The organism is Geobacter metallireducens GS-15 (assembly GCF_000012925.1).
Lineage (GTDB): Bacteria > Desulfobacterota > Desulfuromonadia > Geobacterales > Geobacteraceae > Geobacter > Geobacter metallireducens.
This window is the reverse complement of the sequence record NC_007517.1, coordinates 3626515-3644427: the sequence shown is the minus strand read 5'-3', so window position 1 is coordinate 3644427 and position 17913 is coordinate 3626515. Positions and strand designations below refer to the sequence as shown.

Genomic DNA, 17913 nt, shown 5'->3' with positions numbered 1-17913 from the left:
ACTGCGGCCATGTTCTCCCTCACTCCCGCACGTAGATGTCCTGATCCGACTCGTGGACCATGGTCATGACGTGGCGGTACTCCTCTTCGATCATTGCCAGGTGCTTTTCGGTCTCCTTGATGACCTGCTCGAAGATGGATCTGACAAGGGGATCGATGAGGTCCCTGGCAAGGACCGTGTACTGGTCGATGCAGGACTTCTCCTCCCTGAGGGCCAGTTCGAGGGCCTGCTGCTCGGGGGTCTCCTCGTTGACCGCCTTCATGAGGGCAACGTACGTGGGGTTCTTGGTGTCCGGGGGCTGTGCCATGTAGTCGGCCACGCTGCCGAATTCTCCTCCCTTGTAGTGGTCGAAGAATGCCTTGAGGTGTCCCACCTCCTCGTTGGCCAGAAGATCGAAGACCTTCTGCGCTCGTTCATTCCTGGTCACCAAAGCGGCCTTGCGGTAAAAGTCCATGCTGTCCTTTTCGCCCTTGATGGCGAGCTTCAGGGCCTCCTGAACCGAATACTCCCTCGTCATACGGGTATCCTCCTTTCATCCCATTCGATGGCGTCTGGTTGAAAGTATAGCGGCAAATTGTTGACCTTCAACCGGGTGTCAATCCTTCGCCAGATCGTTCACCACGACCCCCGCCATGGTGAGCCCGAAAATGCTCGGGATGAAGGAGATGCTCCCGAGGATGTTCCGGCGGTGCTCACAGGAAAAGCGCTGTTCCTCCTTGTTGGGGCAGATGCAGTTGGAGCGGCAGCCGGCATCGGCAATGGCCTGTTCCCGGGGCTCCTCGGTGGAGTAGACCACGGTGACGCCGCTCTTGATCCCTTGCCTGCGCAACTGCTTGCGGACCACCCTGGCCAGGCCGCAGACGCTTGTCTTGGAGATGTCGGCCACGCGGATCTTCGTGGGGTCCAGCTTGTTGGCGGCCCCCATGCTGGAGATGATCCGCAGTTCCCGCTCCCGGCAGCTGCGGATCAGGTGGAGCTTGCTCGTGATGTGATCGATGGCGTCCACCACGTAGTTGTATCCCCCCGAGAGGAGGAAGTCGCTGTTGCCGGCTTCGTAGAAATCCTTGTGGGGGACGATGTCCGCATCGGGGTTGATGAGGCGGAGCCGCTCGGCCATGACCTGCACCTTGGCCTTCCCCACCGTGCCGTCCATGGCGTGGAGCTGACGGTTTACGTTGGTGAGGCAGATGTCGTCGAAATCCACGAGGACGAGCCGACCGACCCCGGCCCGACAGAGGGCCTCGGCAGCAAAGCTCCCGACCCCTCCCAGGCCGAAGATGGCCACGGTCGACTCGCGGAGCCGCTGGAGCTTCTCGGGGCCGATGAGGATCTCGGTGCGGGAAAAGCGGTGAAGTGGTGACATGGAAATACCTCGTTTCAAAAAATATCCTGAAAACGGCTGATTGAATAACACGGAGAGACGGAGCACACGGGGAAAGACGTAGAAGTTCGAAGTGTTATGGTCTGATTATAGCCTTTGAACCGGAATCTCCTGAATATCATAGCGATGAACAAATCGGATCTTGCTTTTCTCCGTGTGCTCCGTTGCCCCGTGTTATTGCATTGATTTTGCAAAGAATTATAAACGAAAGAGCCGCACAGCATTCTCGCTCGTAGCCCGGGCCACCTCCTCCGGCGTCACCCCCTTCAGCTCCGCCAGGCGGTGTGCCGTCACCGCGAGAAATGCCGGCTCGTTGGGTGCGCCGCGGAAAGGCTCGGGGGTCATGTCGGGGGCGTCGGTCTCGATGAGGAGGTGTTCCAGGGGGATCTCCCGGGCTACGGTCACGGGTCTCACGGCGTTACGGTAGGTAACGGTCCCCGCGACGGAGATGAAGAGGCCGAGCCTGATGCATTCCCGGGCAATCTCCACGCTACCGGAGAAGGCGTGCATGACCCCGCCAACCCGGGAGACACTTTCCTCTCTGAGGATGCGGAGAAGGGGCTCGAAGGCCCGGCGGCAATGAATGATGACCGGAAGCCCCGCTACCACCGCGATCCGGAGTTGCTTCCGGAACGCCGCCTCCTGGGTTTCGTGGGGAACGGTGGAAAGCAGATGGTCGAGCCCGATCTCCCCCACGGCAACGGCTGTGCCACTGAGGGTGGCGAGCCGCGCCAGGGCGCCGTCGTCGGCCTGGCCCGCCGTCTGGGGATAGATGCCGAAGGCGGGAAAGATTCCCTCCTGCTCCCGTGCCAGGGAGGCGATCCGCTCCCATCCACCCGGAGCGATCCCCGGAACGATGATCCGTCCGACCCCGGCCTGTCGCGCGGCGGCCATGACCTCGCCGAGGCGCGAGCTGAGGGTCGGGTCATCCAGGTGGCAGTGGGTGTCGGTGAGCATCGGGGCGCTCCACACTCCGGTTGCAGGGGCGAGGGGTGAAGGAGAGGCGTATCTACTTCGACCGTGAAAAAAAGTCGACGAGGGCGTCCGTCATGGCAGCGAGGGTGTACTTCGAGGGCTCCACGTGAACCTCAAGCCCCAGTTCCCGGCAGGTTCTGGCGGTGATTGGGCCGATGGCGGCGATCGTCACCCCCTTCAGGAGGTGGAGGAAGCGGTTCTCCCCGAGGATGGCGGCCAGGTTCTCCACGGTGGATGACGAGGTGAAGGTGACGCAGGTGATGCGCCGTTCTTCCAGCTCGGCGATGACGCCGGCGGGAAGGGAGTCGGGCGTCACGTTGCGGTAGGCGACCGGCGCGGTCACCTCTCCCCCCAGCTCCGCGAGGCCCTGGGGGATCACGTCCCTGGCCCGGTCTCCCTTGGGGAAGATGATCCGTTTCCCTGCAATCTCCTCCGAGCGGAACACCTCCACCACCCCTTCACCCTTGTAGTCGGCCGGAATGAGGTCCGGTCGGATGCCGAAGGGGGCCAGGGCTGCTGCCGTCTTGGGCCCCACGGCGCAGACGCGGCAGTTCCCCAGGGCGCGGGAGTCCTTTCCGGCTGCGGCGAGTCGCTCAAAGAAGAAACGGACCGCGTTGACCGACGTGAAGACGGCCCAGTGGAACCGATCCAGAGAGGCGATGGCTGCGTCGAGGTTGTCCCAGCTTTCGGGGGGGACAATGGCAATGGTGGGGCACTCCAGGACCCGGGCCCCCAGTGCCCCGAGCATGGCACCGAACTCGCCTGCCTGGTCCGCGGCACGGGTAACGAGGATGCTTGTGCCGAAGAGGGGACGGTTGTCGAACCAGCGGAGCTTCTCCCGCAGGCGCACCACCTCTCCCACCACGGTGATGGCCGGGGCCCGGAAGCCGGTCCGCCGTGCCTGCTCGGCGATGTCGGCCAGGGTGCCGGTGAGTACTTCCTGCTCGGGCCGAGTCCCCCAGCGGATGAGGGCGACCGGGGTCTCCGGCGGCCTGCCGTGGGCCATGAGGTTTGCCGTTATCTGGGGGAGGTTCTTGATCCCCATGTAGAAGACTACGGTGCCGCTCCCCAGGGAGAGACCCTCCCAGTCGATCTGGGAGACCTCCTTGTCGTGCCCCTCATGGCCGGTGACGAAGGTGACGGAAGTGGTCACCCCCCGGTGAGTGAGGGGGATGCCGGCGTAGGCAGTGACGCCGATCCCGGCCGTGACGCCGGGGACGATCTCAAAGGGGATTCCCGCCGCCACAAGGGCCTCGCACTCCTCACCCCCCCGGCCGAAGACAAAGGAGTCACCCCCCTTGAGTCGTGCCACCACATTCCCCGCCAGGGCCTTTTCCACCAGGAGCGCGTTGATCTGCCACTGCTCGCGGTTGTGGTGCCCGCCGATCTTGCCGGCGTAGATCAGCTCGGCGTCGGGCCGTGCGAAGCGGAGGAGGTCGTCATTGGCCAGGTAGTCGTAGATGACCACGTCGGCTCTTCCCAGGGACTCCCGACCCTTGACGGTGATGAGCCCCGGGTCGCCGGGGCCGGCACCGATGAGGTGGACGAACGGTTTTTTGAGGGATTTATCGGGCATGGGGTGCGACTAGACCGGGATTTCCTTCTCCCGCGCCACTTCCCGCTGGTAGACCTCAGCGAGGATCTCGTGGGCGCCGTCGGCCAGGAGCTTCTCCGCCAGGGCAATGCCGAGCTTCTCGCACTCCGTCACCGGTCCGGAGATGGTGTCCTTCACCGAGCGGGTGCCATCCACCGAGGCGACGAAGCCGGTGAGGGTGAGGGTGTCGCCGGAAACCTGGCCGTGGGCGGCTATGGGGACCTGGCAGCCGCCTTCGCAGCGCCACAGAAGCGCCCGCTCGGCCCGGACCGCGTGGGCGGTGTCGGGGTGGTTGAAGAAGGCGATGGTATCCTTGATGGTTTCGTCATCGAGGCGGCACTCGATGCCGAGGGCCCCCTGGCCGATGGCCGGGAGCGACAGCTCCACCGGCAGGTACTCGGAGACCTGGTCGGCGAAGCCGAGGCGGTTCAGGCCGGCAGCGGCCAGAATGACCGCATCCAGGTTCTCGTCGGTGAGCTTGCGGATGCGGGTCTCCACGTTGCCGCGGATGACCACCATCTGGAGGTCGGGGCGCACCTTGAGGATCTGGGCCTGGCGGCGCAGGGCCGAGGTGCCGATACGAGCCCCCTGGGGAAGGTCGGCGAATTTCACCCCCCGGGAGATGACGGCATCGCGCGGGTCCTCCCGCTCGGTGATGCAGTAGAGGCCGAGCCCCTCGGGGAATTCGGTGGGGACGTCCTTCATGCTGTGGACCGCGATATCGATCTCGCCCCGGAGCATCGCCTCTTCAATCTCCTTGACAAAGAGCCCCTTGCCCCCCACCTGGGCCAGGGGGACGTCGAGGATCTTGTCCCCCATGGTCTTGATCTTGACGAGTTCCACGGCCATGCCGGGGTAGCGCTTTTCCAGCTCACCCTTCACCCAGTTGGCCTGCCAGAGGGCAAGCTGGCTCGCCCGGGTTCCTATTCTCAGCTGCTTCGGTGCCATTGCAGTCTCCTTTTTTTATCTATGAAAACAGCGGAATGCTTTGAGGGGTCTTACTCTTCCAGCTCTCCAAGTTCCTCCGCCTCAGACTCGCCGGTCTGGAGCTCGAAGAGGGTACGGAGGGCATCCACGTAGAGGTCGGTCCGCCCTCCCTGGCCCACCCGCTTGAGGGTTGCGGTAGGGGGGTGGAGGAGCTTGTTGACGATGGCGGTGGTGAGGGCCTCCAGCCGCTTGGCCCCGTCGGGGGGGAGGTCCTTCCAGGAGGCGAGGGTCTTTTCCAACTCGGCCTTCCGCGTCTCCTCGAATTTCGACCGGAGCGCCACGATGGTCGGCGTCACCTCCAGGTTGGAGAGCCACTTGTGGAACTGGCCGATTTCCTCGTCGATAATCGCCTCGGCCTTTTTCGCCTCCTCGGCCCGCTGCTGCAGGTTGGAGGCGACGACCCCCTGGAGGTCGTCCATGTCATAGAGGTAGACGTTCTCCACGTCGTTCACCTTGGGATCGATGTCCCGAGGCACCGCGATGTCGATGAAGAACATGGGCTTCAGCTTCCGGCGCCGGATCACCTCCTCCACGTCCTTGGGTTTGATGATGAATTGGGTGGCGCCGGTGGAGGAGAGAACGATGTCGGCCTTATGGAGCTGGTCGAAGAGGTCGTCGAAGGAGACCGGTTTCCCCTCGAACTCCTCGGCCAGCTTCACGGCCCGTTCGTAGGTCCGGTTGGTGACCATGACCCCCCGCACCCCGTTGTTGATGAAGTGCTTGGCTGCCAGTTCGCACATCTCGCCGGCGCCGATGAGCATGACCGTCTTGTCCGAGAGATTGCCGAAAATCTTTCGGGCCAGTTCCACCGCGGCAAAGGAGACGGAGACGGCCGACGAGGCGATCTTCGTTTCGGTCCGCACCCGCTTGGCCACGGAGAAAGCCTTGTGGAGGAAGCGGTTGAGGATGATGCCGCTGGTCTTGAACTCGGCGGCGTAACCGTAGGCGGTCTTGATCTGGCCCAGGATCTGGGGCTCTCCCACCACCATGGAGTCGAGGCTTGAAGCGACCCGGAAGACGTGCCGGATGGCTGCCTCGCCGTGGTGGGCGTAAAGGTGAGGTTCGAGGATTTCGGGGGAGATGCCGTGGTAGTCGGCCAGAAAACGCTTGATCCGCGCCATCCCGCCGGCGATGTCGCGGGTGGAGATGTATACTTCCACCCGATTGCAGGTGGAAACGATGACCGCTTCGGCAATGTCCTCGATGGCCAATAGCGCCCGCAGCGGCTTTTCCATCTGTGTCGGTGCGAAGGCGACTTTTTCCCGTATATCGACGGAGGCGGTCTTGTGTGACAGCCCCACAACCACAATGTTCATGGGATCCTCTGACTTCTTATTTGTAACTGTGCAGCCCCGACAGGAACAGGTTCACGCCGAGGAAGGTGAACAGGAGGACGAAGAAGCCGACAATGGCGAGAATGGCGGCCTTCTTTCCCCTCCATCCGGTGGTTAGCCTGCCGTGGAGCAGCGCCGCGTAGACGAACCAGGTGATGAGGGACCAGGTTTCCTTCGGGTCCCAGCTCCAGTAGGTTCCCCACGCGGATTCAGCCCAGATGGCACCCGAGATGATGGCGAAGGTGAGAAGCGGGAACCCGATGGTGAGGCAGCGATAGTTGATCTCGTCCAGTATGTCCAGGGAAGGAAGCTTCTGGTACATGGGGCCCAGCTTCTTGCTCTTGAGGAAATGCTGCTGGATCAGGTACATGATGGCGGCGCCAAAGGCAACGGAGAAGGCGGCGTAACTCAGGAACGCCATGACCGTGTGGACCATGAGCCATTTGCTCTTGAGGGCCGGATTCAACGGCATGATGGCCGAGGGAAAGCCGGTGGAGGCCGCCATGAGCAGGAATGCCACAGGGGTGACGAAGGAGCCGAGGATGAAGATCCGGTATTTCCGCTCGAAGAGGATGTAGATGCCTACAACGGCAAGACTGAAGAAGGAGAGGGACTCGTGGAGGTTGGTGATGGGAGTGTGTCCCGCCTCCAGGTACCGGTCGACCGTGTAGGCACAGTGAGCCACGAACCCCGCCGAGAGAATCCAGCAGGAAACCTTGCCGAGTACTTCCCGGGGTTTGACGAGGTAAGCCAGGTAGGCAATGGTGGCTGCGAAGTAGATGGCCAGGGTCAGTTTGAAGAACAGGGCGTTCATGCGGGGTCCTCGGTCCTCGTTCCCAGCGAGGCCAGGGTAAAACCGGGGCCGGCGTGGGTCACGAGGAGGCGGTCGATCGTTTCGTATTCCCCCCGCCGGATCAGGCCGGGGAGGTCGGCATCGGCAAGGGTGCGTAAAACCGCCTTATTGTAGGTGCGGTTGCCGCGGACAGTCAACAGCTTTTCACGGACTGCGCCAAGTATCGCAACGGTTTCAGCGTATTCGGGGCCGAATCGTTGTGCCAGATCGTTACAGATGCTCTGAGCCAGGGCCGGGCTCTTCCCTCCCGTGGAGACGGCGACCAGAAGATCTCCCCTGCGGAAGTGCGCCGGAGTTGTAAAACTTCCGTGCTCCGGCGCACCGGTGATGTCCACAAGGATGCCGAGGGCAGCCGCGTCCCTGGCCACGTGCAGGTTCACGGCGGGGTTGTCCGTGGCTGCGAAGGCGAGAAAGGCATCTGCAAGGTCCCCCTCCCCGTACTGGCGGGCGTGGCAGATGATCCAGCCTTCCCTCCGAAGTTCTTCCAGGCGGGGATCGAGGCGGGGAGCGATCACGGTGACCCGCGCTCCCGCTTCCATAAGGAGAAGGCACTTGCGTGCGGCAACGGCACCGCCGCCGACGATGACGGCATTCCGCTCGCGAAGGTTCAGGTTTACGGGGAATTGGGACATGGAATCCGGTAGTTTCGCTAGGGTAAGTAACGATATGTGTGTGTACCAGATTTCAGGCCGATTGCCAAGGGGAGGGGAAACGGTGCCGTTTTCCTCCTTGATGTTTCGGGGAAGCTCGTCTATATTCTAAAAGTACAATTTGTTTGACAAGGAGGCTTCCATGGCCAGTGAAAAGGTGCTGACGTTCAGTGATGATAACTTCGATACCGATGTGCTCAAGGCTACCGTTCCGGTCCTTGTGGATTTCTGGGCCACCTGGTGCGCCCCCTGCAAGGCCATCGCCCCGGTCATCGACGCCATTGCCGACGAGTACGACGGCAAGGTGAAGGTCGGCAAGGTAAACGTGGACGACAACCCCGGCACCCCCGGCAAGTATGGCGTACGCGGCATCCCTACGGTCATCCTCTTCAAGGACGGCAAGGTTGTCGACCAGGTCGTAGGGGCTGTTCCCAAGGCTCAGCTTGAGGCCCTCATCAAGAAGGCGCTCTAGCTCGAACTAACTCAGGAGTTGTGCCTCTTATGCGGATAGTCCCTGTTTTGAGAGCTTTTGTTGCGGCGGCCGGTTTTACGATGGCGGTTGCCTCGCCGTCGCTTGCCATCCCCCAGAAAGGGCAGCCTGCCCCGCCCCTCAAGGTGGTAAGCACCTCCGGGCAGCAGATAAGTCTCGCCAATTACAAGGGGTATGTGTTGGTCATCGATTTTTTCGCCACCTGGTGCCCCCCCTGCAGAGAGGCTATTCCGCATCTGAATGGCATCAGCAGGAAGTACGGCAGGCAGGGACTCCAGGTCCTGGGGCTCTCGCTTGACGATGGCGATGAGGGGGCAGTCAAGGACTTCATCGCCAGCAAGCGGATAGTCTATCCCGTGGCCCTTGCCGGCCAGGATGTCCAGACCGATTACGGTCTCCGGTCCCTCCCCACGGTGTACGTCATCGACAAGAGGGGAAATGTGGCCGACAGGTTCATGGGAGGTTCGGACGCCACCCTCAAGAACATGGAAACCCTCATCAAGAAGCTCCTGGCCGAAAAATAGGGGGAGTTTCCACTGGAGCGCCCGAAGGCGGCATCCCTTTCAGGGGGTGTCGCCTTCGTCGTTTTCGTGGAGAGATTTCCAGATGCTCTCGGCTAGGGTCGGCGGAATGGTCGGGGTGGCGGCCAGCTCATCCCGACTCGCTTCCCGTATTCGCCGCAGGCTTCCGAATTGCCGCAGAAGTTCCTTCCGCCGTTTCGGCCCGATTCCTGGAATGGTGTCGAGGATCGACCGGATGGTGTCTTTTCCCCGCAGTTTCTGGTGGTAGGTGATGGCGAAGCGGTGGGCCTCGTCGCGGATCCGTGCCAGGAGGAGGAGTGGCGCGCTGTTCTGGCGGAGGATCACCGGGTTTTTGCGGCCCGGGAGGAAGACCCGCTCGGTGCTCCGTGTCAGCTCTTCCGCCGCCATGTCCCGTTCCACCCGGCTCTTGGCCAAGGAGGCGGCATCCACATCCTCCACCTGCAACTCCCGGAGAACGGCGGTCAGGATGTTCAACTGTCCGATGCCGCCGTCAACCACAATCAGGTCGGGATGTTCGTCCTTGGCCGGGCTGTCCCTGAACCGGCGTGAGAGGACCTCGTGCATCATGGCGAAGTCGTCGGCGCCGGCGACCGTCTTGATCCGGTAGTGGCGATAGCCTCCCTTGTCCGCCTTGCCGTCACGGAACGAGACCCTGCTTCCCACTGGGTAGGTCCCCTGGATGTTCGATATGTCATAGCACTCGATGCAGCGGGGGAGGTTCCGCAGGTGGAGCCGTTCCTTCAGTTCCGTCAGGACCGCTTCCGCTCCTTCCTCCCGTTTCTGCTTCTCCCGAAGGGCCGCCTCGGCGTTCTTCCCCGCGAGTTTGACCAGACCGGCCTTTGTTCCCCGTTGGGGGTGCGCTACGCTTGTCCGCTTGCCCCGCCGCTCGGAGAGAAGTTCCGCCAGTGCCGCGCTGTCGGCCACGGGCAGCGGAACAAGCACCTCGTCGGGGATGAAGACCTCCCGGCTGTAGTAGTCGTTGAGGAATGACGAAACGGCCTCCTCGTCCTCCAGTTCCCAGGCGAGAAGGTAGCTGCGGCTGCCGATGAGACGCCCTCCCCTGATGAAGAGGAGGGCGAGGGAGAGGGAGCTCCCTTCCCGGTGTATGCCGAGAACGTCGGCATCTCCTCCCGTGGTCACCATTTTCTGTTTTTCCACCGTTACCTCGATGGCGCGGATGAGGTCCCGGTAGCGGGCCGCCTCCTCGTAGCGCTCGTTCGCTGCCGCGGATGCCATCCGTTCCCGGTAGGTCTTCAGAAGGTCACGGTTCTTCCCGTCCAGAAAGAGGGCGGCCCCCTGGACGAGGCCCTGGTATTCCTCGGGTGAGATGAGGCCGTGACACGGAGCCGAGCACTGCCTAAGCTGGTAGAAGAGGCAGGGGCGCCGGCGCCGGCGGCAGGTTTCAAGGGGGTAGTGGCGCAGGGGAAAGAGCCGGTAGAGCTGCTTAAGGGCTTCGCGGGCCGAAGCGGCCGATGAATAGGGGCCGAAATAGCGGGCTCCGTCCTGGCGCACCTTCCGGATGATGGTGAGTCGGGGGAACTCCTCGTTCATGTCCATGCGGAGCGAGAAGTAGGTCTTGTCGTCCCGCAGGTCCAGGTTATAACGGGGGCGATGCTTCTTGATGAGAGTGTTCTCGAGGATGAGAGCCTCTTTCTCGGTGTCGGTGACAATGACCTCCACTTCCGCCACCCGGGCCACGAGGAACCGGATGTGGTAGCGGGATTCACCGGCAGCGCCGAAGTAGGAGCGAACCCGTTTCCTGAGGCTCTTGGCCTTCCCCACGTAGAGGATGGTGCCGTCTGACCCTTTCATGAGGTAGACGCCGGGGGATTCGGGGAGGGTGTTCAGGCGAGATTTGTCGAACATGGGGCCAGTATACCGAGTGAGGGCTCCGTTGAAAAGAGGGTCGGGACCCCGGAATTCAAAGTTTTGTATGGCCGTTTTTCGCGTAGTTACGGGGCCTCGCGCCGGCATTCATCGTTGACAAGCGGGTGTTATGATGCTATGTAACTGAATCTAATTACCTTAATTTCTTTGCCCTCACGAAGGGAAAGGTCAAGCCCGTGGATTTTATGAAATATTTCCGCACTGCCGCTTTCCGGTGCCTGACCGGATGTCTCATAATCGCGTCGCTCCTTTCCACTCCCGTCTATGCTGTCAACTCCGACGATTCCCAGGTATTCATCGCAGGTTTCAACGCCTACCAGAAAAAGGACTACCAGACCGCCATCGAGCGGATGAAGACGGTCCTTGAGAAATACCCCGACACTCCCTTGCGCGACATGGCCATCTTCTGGCTTGCCCGGGCCAATTTCAAGGCGGGGTTCGAGCGGGACGCGGCACGGTACATGTCCCAGTTCATGAAGGAGTATCCCGACAGCCCTCTCAAGGGAACCGTCGAGGATGAGCTTCTTGGGCTTGTGGCGCGCTTCGACAAGGGGGAGCAGCTTCCCGTTACGGCTAAGCGTCCGGCATCCGCGACGGTTGCCGCTGCTCCGGCGCCGGAACGGAAGGCGCTGGCGGAAAAGACTGCGGCGGCAAAGCAGGCCGCGGAGCAGGCTGCGCGCACCGTGTCCGAGGCCGAGCGCCTTGCGGCGGAGAAGGCTGCTGCGGAAAAGGTTGCGGCAGAGCGGGCCGCTGCAGAGAAGGCTGCGGCGGAACGGGTTGCCGCCGAACGTATGGCAGCGGAGAAGGCTGCCCGGGAGAAGGCGGAAGCCGAGCGCATGGCCCTGGCGAAGGCAACGGCCGAGAAGGCGGCCGCAGAGCGTGCGGCTGCGGAAAAGGCCGCAGCGGAACGGGCTGAGGCTGAGCGCCTGGCAGCGGAGAAGCTTGCGAAGGAGAAGGCTGAGGCTGAGCGACTGGCCTCGGAGAAGGCCGCCAAGGAGAAGGCCGAGGCTGAGCGCTTGGCCCTGGAAAAGGCGGCTGCGGAAAAAGCCGCTGCGGAACGTGCCGCAGTCGAGAAAGCCGCTGCGGAGCGGGCTGCTGCGGAACGCCTGGCAGCGGAGAAGTTTGCGCGGGAAAAGGCGGAAGCCGAGCGTCTGGCGGCGGAAAAAACGGCCAGGGAGAAGGTCGAGGCTGAGCGCCTTGCCGCGTTGAAGGCGGCTGACGAAAAGGCTGCTGTCGAGCGCGCTGCTGCAGAAACGCTCGCCGCTGACCGGGCCGCTGCCGAGCGGATCGCCGCGGAGAAGGCTGCCAGGGAGAAGTCGGCGGCTGAGCAGGCGGCCCGAGAGAAGGCGGAAGCCGAGAAGCGTGCTGCCGAACGCCTTGCCGCCGAAAAAGTGGCTGCAGAGAAGGCGGCTGCGGAGCTCCGGCTTGCCGAACAGAAGGCCCGGGAGAAGGCCGAGGCTGATCGTCTCGCAGCCGAGAAGGCCACAAGGGAACGGGCCGCAGCGGAAAAACTGACTGCGGAAAAGGCGGAGGCCAGCAAACGTGCAACTCTCAGGGAAAAGGCCATCGGCGAATACAAGTCGCTCATCGACCGTTTCCCGGGGACCAGGGCCGCGGCAACAGCGACGGCCAAGCTGAAGGATCTCGGCATTGTCTATCCGGTTCCCGGTACCGCCGCCGTGGCGTCGAAGCCGGCACCTTCCGAAAAGAACGCCCAGATCCTCTCTCTGGAGGTGGGTCAGTTTGCCGATGCGGACCTGACGGTTGCCCCGGTCTCCCAAAGCCTGGAGGTCGGCAAGCGGCACGACATTCCCTTTGAAGTGGCCAACAGGGGTAACGGCACCGACAGTTTCTATCTCGAATCGGGCTTTCCTGCCGAGTTCGGAGCCCAGTTCGCCGATGCAGCCAGGAAGGAAATCCCCGTCAACATGACGCCGCCCATCGCTCCCGGGGAACGTTTCAACGGTGTGGTCTCCGTTACCGTTCCGCGCGAGTACATCGATGGCCAGAAGATGATCTATCCCATCAAGATTGCCTCGCGTATGGACAGGGATGCCACCCAGGCCCGGGATATCATGTTTGCCGCCTCGGCGCCGCTTCTCCGCGCCGTGGTCAAGACCGACAAGGGTCAGATTCTTCCCGGAGAGAAGGTCGCCTATCGGGTGACGCTCCTCAACATCGGTACCGCCACTGCCCAGGGGGTAAGCCTGCGGCTTAACTATCCGCCCCAGTACGAACCGGTAAGCCCGGTGGGGACCGGCCTCAAGCAAGAGATGAAGGCGGCGCTGGTGCTTGACGCCATACGTCTCGCATCGGGAGAGAGCAGGGAATTCGATGTGGCCTTCCAGCTGAAGGATGAGGCAATCGCTCAACAAGAGCTCTTCCTGCGGGCAGACGTGGTCAATACTGAACTCCAGACCCGGGATTCCTTCATCTCGGCCTCTTCCTTCGTGAAGCCAGTGAGCGGCGTCGCCGTCAGGACCAACAGCGACAAGCTGGTCGTGATTCCCGGCCAGTCAATAGCCGTGCCCCTTATCGTTACCAACACCGGCAACGTGCGGGAGGATTTCCTCATCAAGCCGCAACTTCCTCCCAACGTCACCTATACCTTCTATCAGGACCTCAACCGCGACGGCATCCGCCAGACGAACGAGCCGATCATTAACCACGTTGGGCCGCTGGCGCCTAAGGAGGAGTCCTACGTGATCCTCGATCTCTCCACGCCGGCCGCCGAGAGCGACGGGACAGCCGCCACCGTTTCCATGGCCTTCGAGCCGGAAAGCGACAAGGCAAAAAGCGTCACCGCGAACCTGCGGTTGGTCTACGCTAGACCTGTGGTTGAACTGGCCATGAGTGGCAAGGGGGGAAGGCTCAAGCCGGGCGAGGTGTCCTCCTTCGAGCTTAATTTCACCAACCGGGGTTCGAGCATGGCCAAGGCTGTGGAACTCCAGAGCGTTCTCCCTGAAGACCTGGAACTGGTCGCATCGGATCCTTCTTTCGGTCGAGCGAAAAACGGCGATTACATCTGGAAGTTTGACGAGCTGGGGGCTGGAGAGAAGCGGGTCATCAAGGTGACCTTCAGGGTCAAGGCGGGAACCGCGGTTGGCAGGAGCATCCAGGTGAAGAACGTCCTGAACTACCAGGATCAACTCGGGAACAGGTACTGATATGAACGGCACTCTCAGACTTGTCGCGTCGTCTCTTGTCCTCTCCCTTGCGTCGCTTTCCTCAGCCAGTGGCGCGGAGTATCTCCGCTACGCTCCGGAACCATCGGATGGCAAACCACTGGCGGGCCCCGAGGAGGGGGTTCTTGTCGAGCGCATCACCATCGAAAAGGGAGATACCCTGTATGGCCTGTCGCGGAAATACAGCGGCAAGGGAACCTACTTCTCCCAGATTCTGCTCTTTAACGAGATTGCGAACCCCAACCTGATCTATGCGGGCCATAAACTCCTGGTTCCCCTGCCTCCCGGTCACGGCGAGGAAACCGCGGCGCCGACACGCCGTGCCAAGCCTGCAGAGAAGCGGAAGGGTGCCAGAAAGCATCAGGCGGTGACCCCTGCTTCAAAGGAGGCAAAGCCGGTGGTCAAGTTGCCTGCGGCTACGACCCGTCCCTCCTCGCCACCTAGGGCGTCCGAGGTGCCGGCGTCAAAGGCCGTTTCTCCCTCTCCGGCCACGCGCAAGGGGGGAGAGAACGAGCAGACCCTCTTTGAGAAGGGAGTCAGCGCATACAAGTCGGGCCAGTACCAGCAATCGCTCGACGCGTTTGACCGGTTCCTGGCCCGTTATCCGGAATCTCCCCTTGCCCCCGATGCATCCCTCTATCGGGCCGATGCCCTCATGAAGATGGCGGGTCAATAGGTACTAGTTCATCTGCAGTATCATCTCTTTTGCCGGTAGTCTGTTCATGCGGAAATCACACATTTCCGTGATGCCGCGCCCGTTTCCTTTGATCGAAAAATCCCCTCCCGATAGTCTGTAATCATCGCCCGTGCACCATGGCGGCGTTGCTTACCCCAGGGCCCTTTATTTCCTCTCAGCCGGAGCCCACCGCAGCAACTCGGCAAATACCGGGTCGGATGGCCGGGACGTGAGCAGGAGACGGCCGGCTGACGTATCGCGGCGGGTAATCTTGAAGCCGGTGATCGCGATCCTGTACCGCCCGTAGTCCATTTCATGCCTTCCAAATGAGTTGGGGTAGTTGAGCTCAGTGAGCAGACGCCGCGTTACGTCGGTGAAATCATCGTTCTCCTGGGGTTGGATGATGCCGTAACCCTGCACCTGGAGGAGCCTGAAGAGGGTGTAGTTGTAGGGATCGTTTCCTGAGCAATCGAGGATAAAGCGCTTTCCCCCCGCCTCGAAGTATCCTTCTACCCTGATGCTGAACCGGTTCTCCGAGTTCTCTCCCATGGCCCCGGAAACGATACGGTTGCGGTCCAGTTTCAGGGAAAGTGCGTTAAGAAGCGAAACCGCCACATCGCAAGGTGTGGAAGGAGGGATGGCCCTGAGGTCGTACCCCGGCTCGGCAACGGTGTCTCCCGGACGGTCGCAGAACTGGGCCACCTGGTAACCTTTCCGATGGAGGTAATCGGTGAGGGGGGGAGGAAGGCAGGGGCCATGTTCGTCCAGAAAGACGAGGACGGTTTCGGGCCCCCCCCGGCCCGTCGGAAGCCTCACGATGCGGAAGTCTGCCCGGACGGAGAGGGTGGGATCAGCTCCCAGGTCGACGGCCACGTTCTCTTCTGCCCGGGCGAACTCGGCTGCTCGCACGAGGGTTGCGACGAGCGTCTTGAGGCTATCGTTGCCCCGGGTGACAATGTGGATGTCGGGGTACTTTTGAGCCAATTGAGTACGAAGCTGGGGTTGGAGGGTGCCCCGGAGATCCACCAGAATCCGGCCTCCATCGGCAGCCAGGAGGAGCGGGTAGTCGGCCGGGTCGAGAACCTTCCCGTTGACGGTCAAAGGTTCGATTTGCCGCTGGCCGGGAACGAGGTTTTCCCACAGACGGATAAGTGCCGTGGAAAAGGAAAGGTCAGCCTTTGCTTCCGTGGCTGGTGCAGGCGACACAGTTTCATGGCCCGATAGTGTGAGTGGCGGTGGCGGCGGAGGCGACGCCACCGTTTCCGTTGCTGTTTCATGTTGTGAGGACGCCACCGGCTCAGGGGGCGAGGTGACGACGGTGGAGGGAGCCGGCGCCGATGACGGAGCAGGCGGGATGATGAGGGGGCGGTGTCCTTCCGGTGCAGATGCGGATCCATGCGTGGATGCCGGAGTGGGTGCAGGTGTAGCGGCCTTAGCCAGGGATGATGCCCGGCGGTGACGGGGAATGAGGATGGTCTGTCCCACCTCGAGGCGCGTGGTGCTCGGCAATTTGTTGATTCGTTGGATTTCCGGGATGAGCGCCTCGGCCTGGGCGTTGCTGAGGCCGAAATCGCGGATCAGGATCTTAAAGAGAAAGTCGCCGGGCCTGACGGTATAGCGGGTATAGTCGCCGGATGCTTCTGAGGCTGGGGTGTCCGGCTTGGTGTCTGGTTTCCGGGCACTATCCTTGCGGGGGGGGCGGACGGGTTGCCGCCGGTGTTGGGGGGAAGGCTTCGTCGTTTCCAGGTCCTTCAGCTCCAGTTCGAAGGAGGGGGAGGCAGCCTGGGCGGTTCCAGCCTGCAGCGGTCCGAGAAGTCCCCAGAGGGTAAAGGCGGCGCAAAAACTCATGTAGGTGCGTGATGTCATGGAAGAGTCCGTATCCTCGGTAAGGAGTAATCAGTTGAAGTGGACGACGAAGGCCCTGATGGCGCCTTTGGGAACCGTACGGTAGACAACGAGCCGGCCCCCTCCCTTCACCGTCCCCTTCTCCACCCGGAATTTCCCCTGGGTCTCCGTGGAGTCCAGGGTGAACTCCCGCGAGGTGCTCATCTGGTTCAGGGCGCCGCGCAGGAAAGATTCGGGAATGCCGACACCGCTGCGGTCGATGGCCTGCACGGCCCGGATGACGGTGCCGTCGCGGTAGACCTTGAACTCGGTGCGGGCGCCCTTGTAACGCTCCCAGCCGGGGTTCGACTTTCCATAGTCCCGGTCGCGCCCCTCCCGCGGTATGAAGGAGGGAAGCTGGGCGAGTCCCCCCCCCGTGCCAACCGGGGGGTGAGGAGGCGTGGCAGCTTGAGGGGGGCGTTGCGGCTCTGGCTGTGCCGGGATTTTGACTGGTGTCACTGCCGGTGCGGTTGCCCCAGGCGATGAGGCTTGTGCGGCAGTCGGTGGCGCCGCCGGTGCGGGGGGCTGTGGTGTAGGGACAATTTTCTTCGGCGCTGGCGCTGCGGGACGTGCCGCCGGCCTGGGGGCCTGTTTGGGGGAGGGCGTTTCGGGAGTCAGCAGCATGATTGTTCCGACCGCAACGACAGCCAGAGCGGCAAGCCCGATCCAGAGTAGCTTTGTGAGTTTCGTCTCTTTCCTGCCAATGCGGGGGCGTGTTGCGGCAGATGACCTCGCACCGTCAGCCCCAGCGGTGAGGTGCACCGTATCCTCCATCTCCGCCAGGGGGACCGGTTCGGCAGTCTGTTCGATGACGGTCGTGAGCTTCTCGTCGAAGGGGCTCATGGATTGAGGCGGAACAGGTGATCCCTGCCGGCCGAAAGTGTCCACCACGGTATCCGTGGCCGGTATGGGCGGTTCCGTGCTCGACGGCGCGGCATCGGTGGCTGGCGAAGCAGGTACGGGCTGTTCCGCGGGGGAAGGCGCAGGCGCCTGTTCTTCCGTCTCCACGGAAGGTGGGATCTCGACGGGGGGCGGCGGTGCGGGGAGTTCCGAGATGATGCCGATGATGGCGGCGGTCAGTTCCTCGTCGGTGCGGGCAATGTCGAGGCATGCGTCCAGGGGGCCCTGGTCCGGCGGCTGTTGTGCCATCTCCCCGAAAAGTACCACCCGGGGCCTTGCCCCTTCCGCCTGGCCGATGAGGTGCCGGGCGATGATTTCCCCGGAGAGCCCCGAGAGGTGGTTCTGGACGAAGAGGATGTCCGGGGCCTCGTCGGCAATGTCCTGACTTCCCTGGCGGAGGGAACGGGAGATCCTGAAGTGTATCTGAGGGGAATCGCTCACAAAGTCGAAGAGCTTTTCGAGCCGGTCCTGGTCCGCTATGAGAAGGATTTTTACCACATGCACCCCGTGCGCCGAAAAAATAACCGTATTCTATGTGACGGTCTGGAGAGAATCAAGAGCGAATGGATCATGGA

The 17913-nt window shown here is 62.3% G+C and carries 15 protein-coding genes; 4 read left to right on the top strand and 11 right to left on the bottom strand.

Translation table 11 applies throughout. The annotated features are described in order from the left end of the window. Nucleotides 1-19 precede the first annotated feature (19 nt). From GMET_RS16225 to GMET_RS16190, 8 genes are all read right to left on the bottom strand, one after another. Nucleotides 20-517, bottom strand: coding sequence for a ferritin family protein (locus GMET_RS16225; protein WP_004512677.1), 498 nt, complete (start codon nt 515-517; stop codon nt 20-22). Nucleotides 518-595: 78 nt separating this feature from the next. After that, complete coding sequence (locus GMET_RS16220; protein ID WP_004512676.1) at nt 596-1363, bottom strand: tRNA threonylcarbamoyladenosine dehydratase; 768 nt, start codon at nt 1361-1363, stop codon at nt 596-598. Between the two features lie 216 nt (nt 1364-1579). Further along, complete coding sequence (locus GMET_RS16215; protein WP_011366165.1) at nt 1580-2338, bottom strand: TatD family hydrolase; 759 nt, start codon at nt 2336-2338, stop codon at nt 1580-1582. 52 nt (nt 2339-2390) lie between these two features. Beyond that, nucleotides 2391-3932 carry a uroporphyrinogen-III C-methyltransferase gene (gene cobA, locus GMET_RS16210; RefSeq protein WP_011366164.1) on the bottom strand — a complete coding sequence of 514 codons (1542 nt, stop codon included), beginning with the start codon at nt 3930-3932 and terminating at the stop codon, nt 2391-2393. A gap of 9 nt (nt 3933-3941) precedes the next feature. Continuing rightward, nucleotides 3942-4898, bottom strand: coding sequence for a hydroxymethylbilane synthase (hemC, locus tag GMET_RS16205; RefSeq protein WP_004512673.1), 957 nt, complete (start codon nt 4896-4898; stop codon nt 3942-3944). A 50-nt stretch (nt 4899-4948) separates the two neighbouring features. Then, nucleotides 4949-6253, bottom strand: a complete 1305-nt coding sequence (gene hemA, locus GMET_RS16200) for a glutamyl-tRNA reductase (RefSeq protein WP_004512672.1) — start codon at nt 6251-6253, stop codon at nt 4949-4951. Between the two features lie 16 nt (nt 6254-6269). Next, the gene (ccsB, locus tag GMET_RS16195; protein ID WP_004512671.1) at nt 6270-7085 is read right to left on the bottom strand and encodes a c-type cytochrome biogenesis protein CcsB; all 816 of its coding nucleotides are present in this window, start codon (nt 7083-7085) and stop codon (nt 6270-6272) included. Further along, nucleotides 7082-7756: a precorrin-2 dehydrogenase/sirohydrochlorin ferrochelatase family protein gene (locus GMET_RS16190; protein WP_004512670.1), complete on the bottom strand. Its 675-nt coding sequence runs from the start codon at nt 7754-7756 to the stop codon at nt 7082-7084. The genes ccsB and GMET_RS16190 overlap by 4 nt, the downstream gene beginning before the upstream one ends. A gap of 160 nt (nt 7757-7916) precedes the next feature. Between GMET_RS16190 and trxA the strand changes: the two genes are divergently transcribed. Together trxA and GMET_RS16180 are read left to right on the top strand one after the other, a co-directional pair. Continuing rightward, nucleotides 7917-8246 carry a thioredoxin TrxA gene (gene trxA, locus GMET_RS16185; RefSeq protein ID WP_004512669.1) on the top strand — a complete coding sequence of 110 codons (330 nt, stop codon included), beginning with the start codon at nt 7917-7919 and terminating at the stop codon, nt 8244-8246. A 29-nt stretch (nt 8247-8275) separates the two neighbouring features. Further along, on the top strand, nt 8276-8788 hold the full coding sequence (locus GMET_RS16180) for a TlpA family protein disulfide reductase (RefSeq protein WP_004512668.1): 513 nt from the start codon (nt 8276-8278) through the stop codon (nt 8786-8788). 39 nt (nt 8789-8827) lie between these two features. Here the strand turns inward: GMET_RS16180 and uvrC are convergent, their stop codons facing one another. Next, on the bottom strand, nt 8828-10672 hold the full coding sequence (gene uvrC, locus GMET_RS16175) for an excinuclease ABC subunit UvrC (protein WP_004512667.1): 1845 nt from the start codon (nt 10670-10672) through the stop codon (nt 8828-8830). A 206-nt stretch (nt 10673-10878) separates the two neighbouring features. Here uvrC and GMET_RS16170 point away from each other — a divergent pair, with 206 nt between their 5' ends. Then, nucleotides 10879-13860, top strand: coding sequence for a tetratricopeptide repeat protein (locus GMET_RS16170; protein WP_004512666.1), 2982 nt, complete (start codon nt 10879-10881; stop codon nt 13858-13860). Nucleotide 13861: 1 nt separating this feature from the next. After that, nucleotides 13862-14554: a LysM peptidoglycan-binding domain-containing protein gene (locus GMET_RS16165; RefSeq protein ID WP_004512665.1), complete on the top strand. Its 693-nt coding sequence runs from the start codon at nt 13862-13864 to the stop codon at nt 14552-14554. 165 nt (nt 14555-14719) lie between these two features. Here GMET_RS16165 and GMET_RS16160 read toward each other — a convergent pair whose 3' ends face one another. Beyond that, nucleotides 14720-16420, bottom strand: coding sequence for a LysM peptidoglycan-binding domain-containing protein (locus GMET_RS16160; protein WP_004512664.1), 1701 nt, complete (start codon nt 16418-16420; stop codon nt 14720-14722). Between the two features lie 30 nt (nt 16421-16450). Further along, on the bottom strand, nt 16451-17836 hold the full coding sequence (locus GMET_RS16155; RefSeq protein ID WP_004512663.1) for a hypothetical protein: 1386 nt from the start codon (nt 17834-17836) through the stop codon (nt 16451-16453). Nucleotides 17837-17913: the final 77 nt, after the last annotated feature.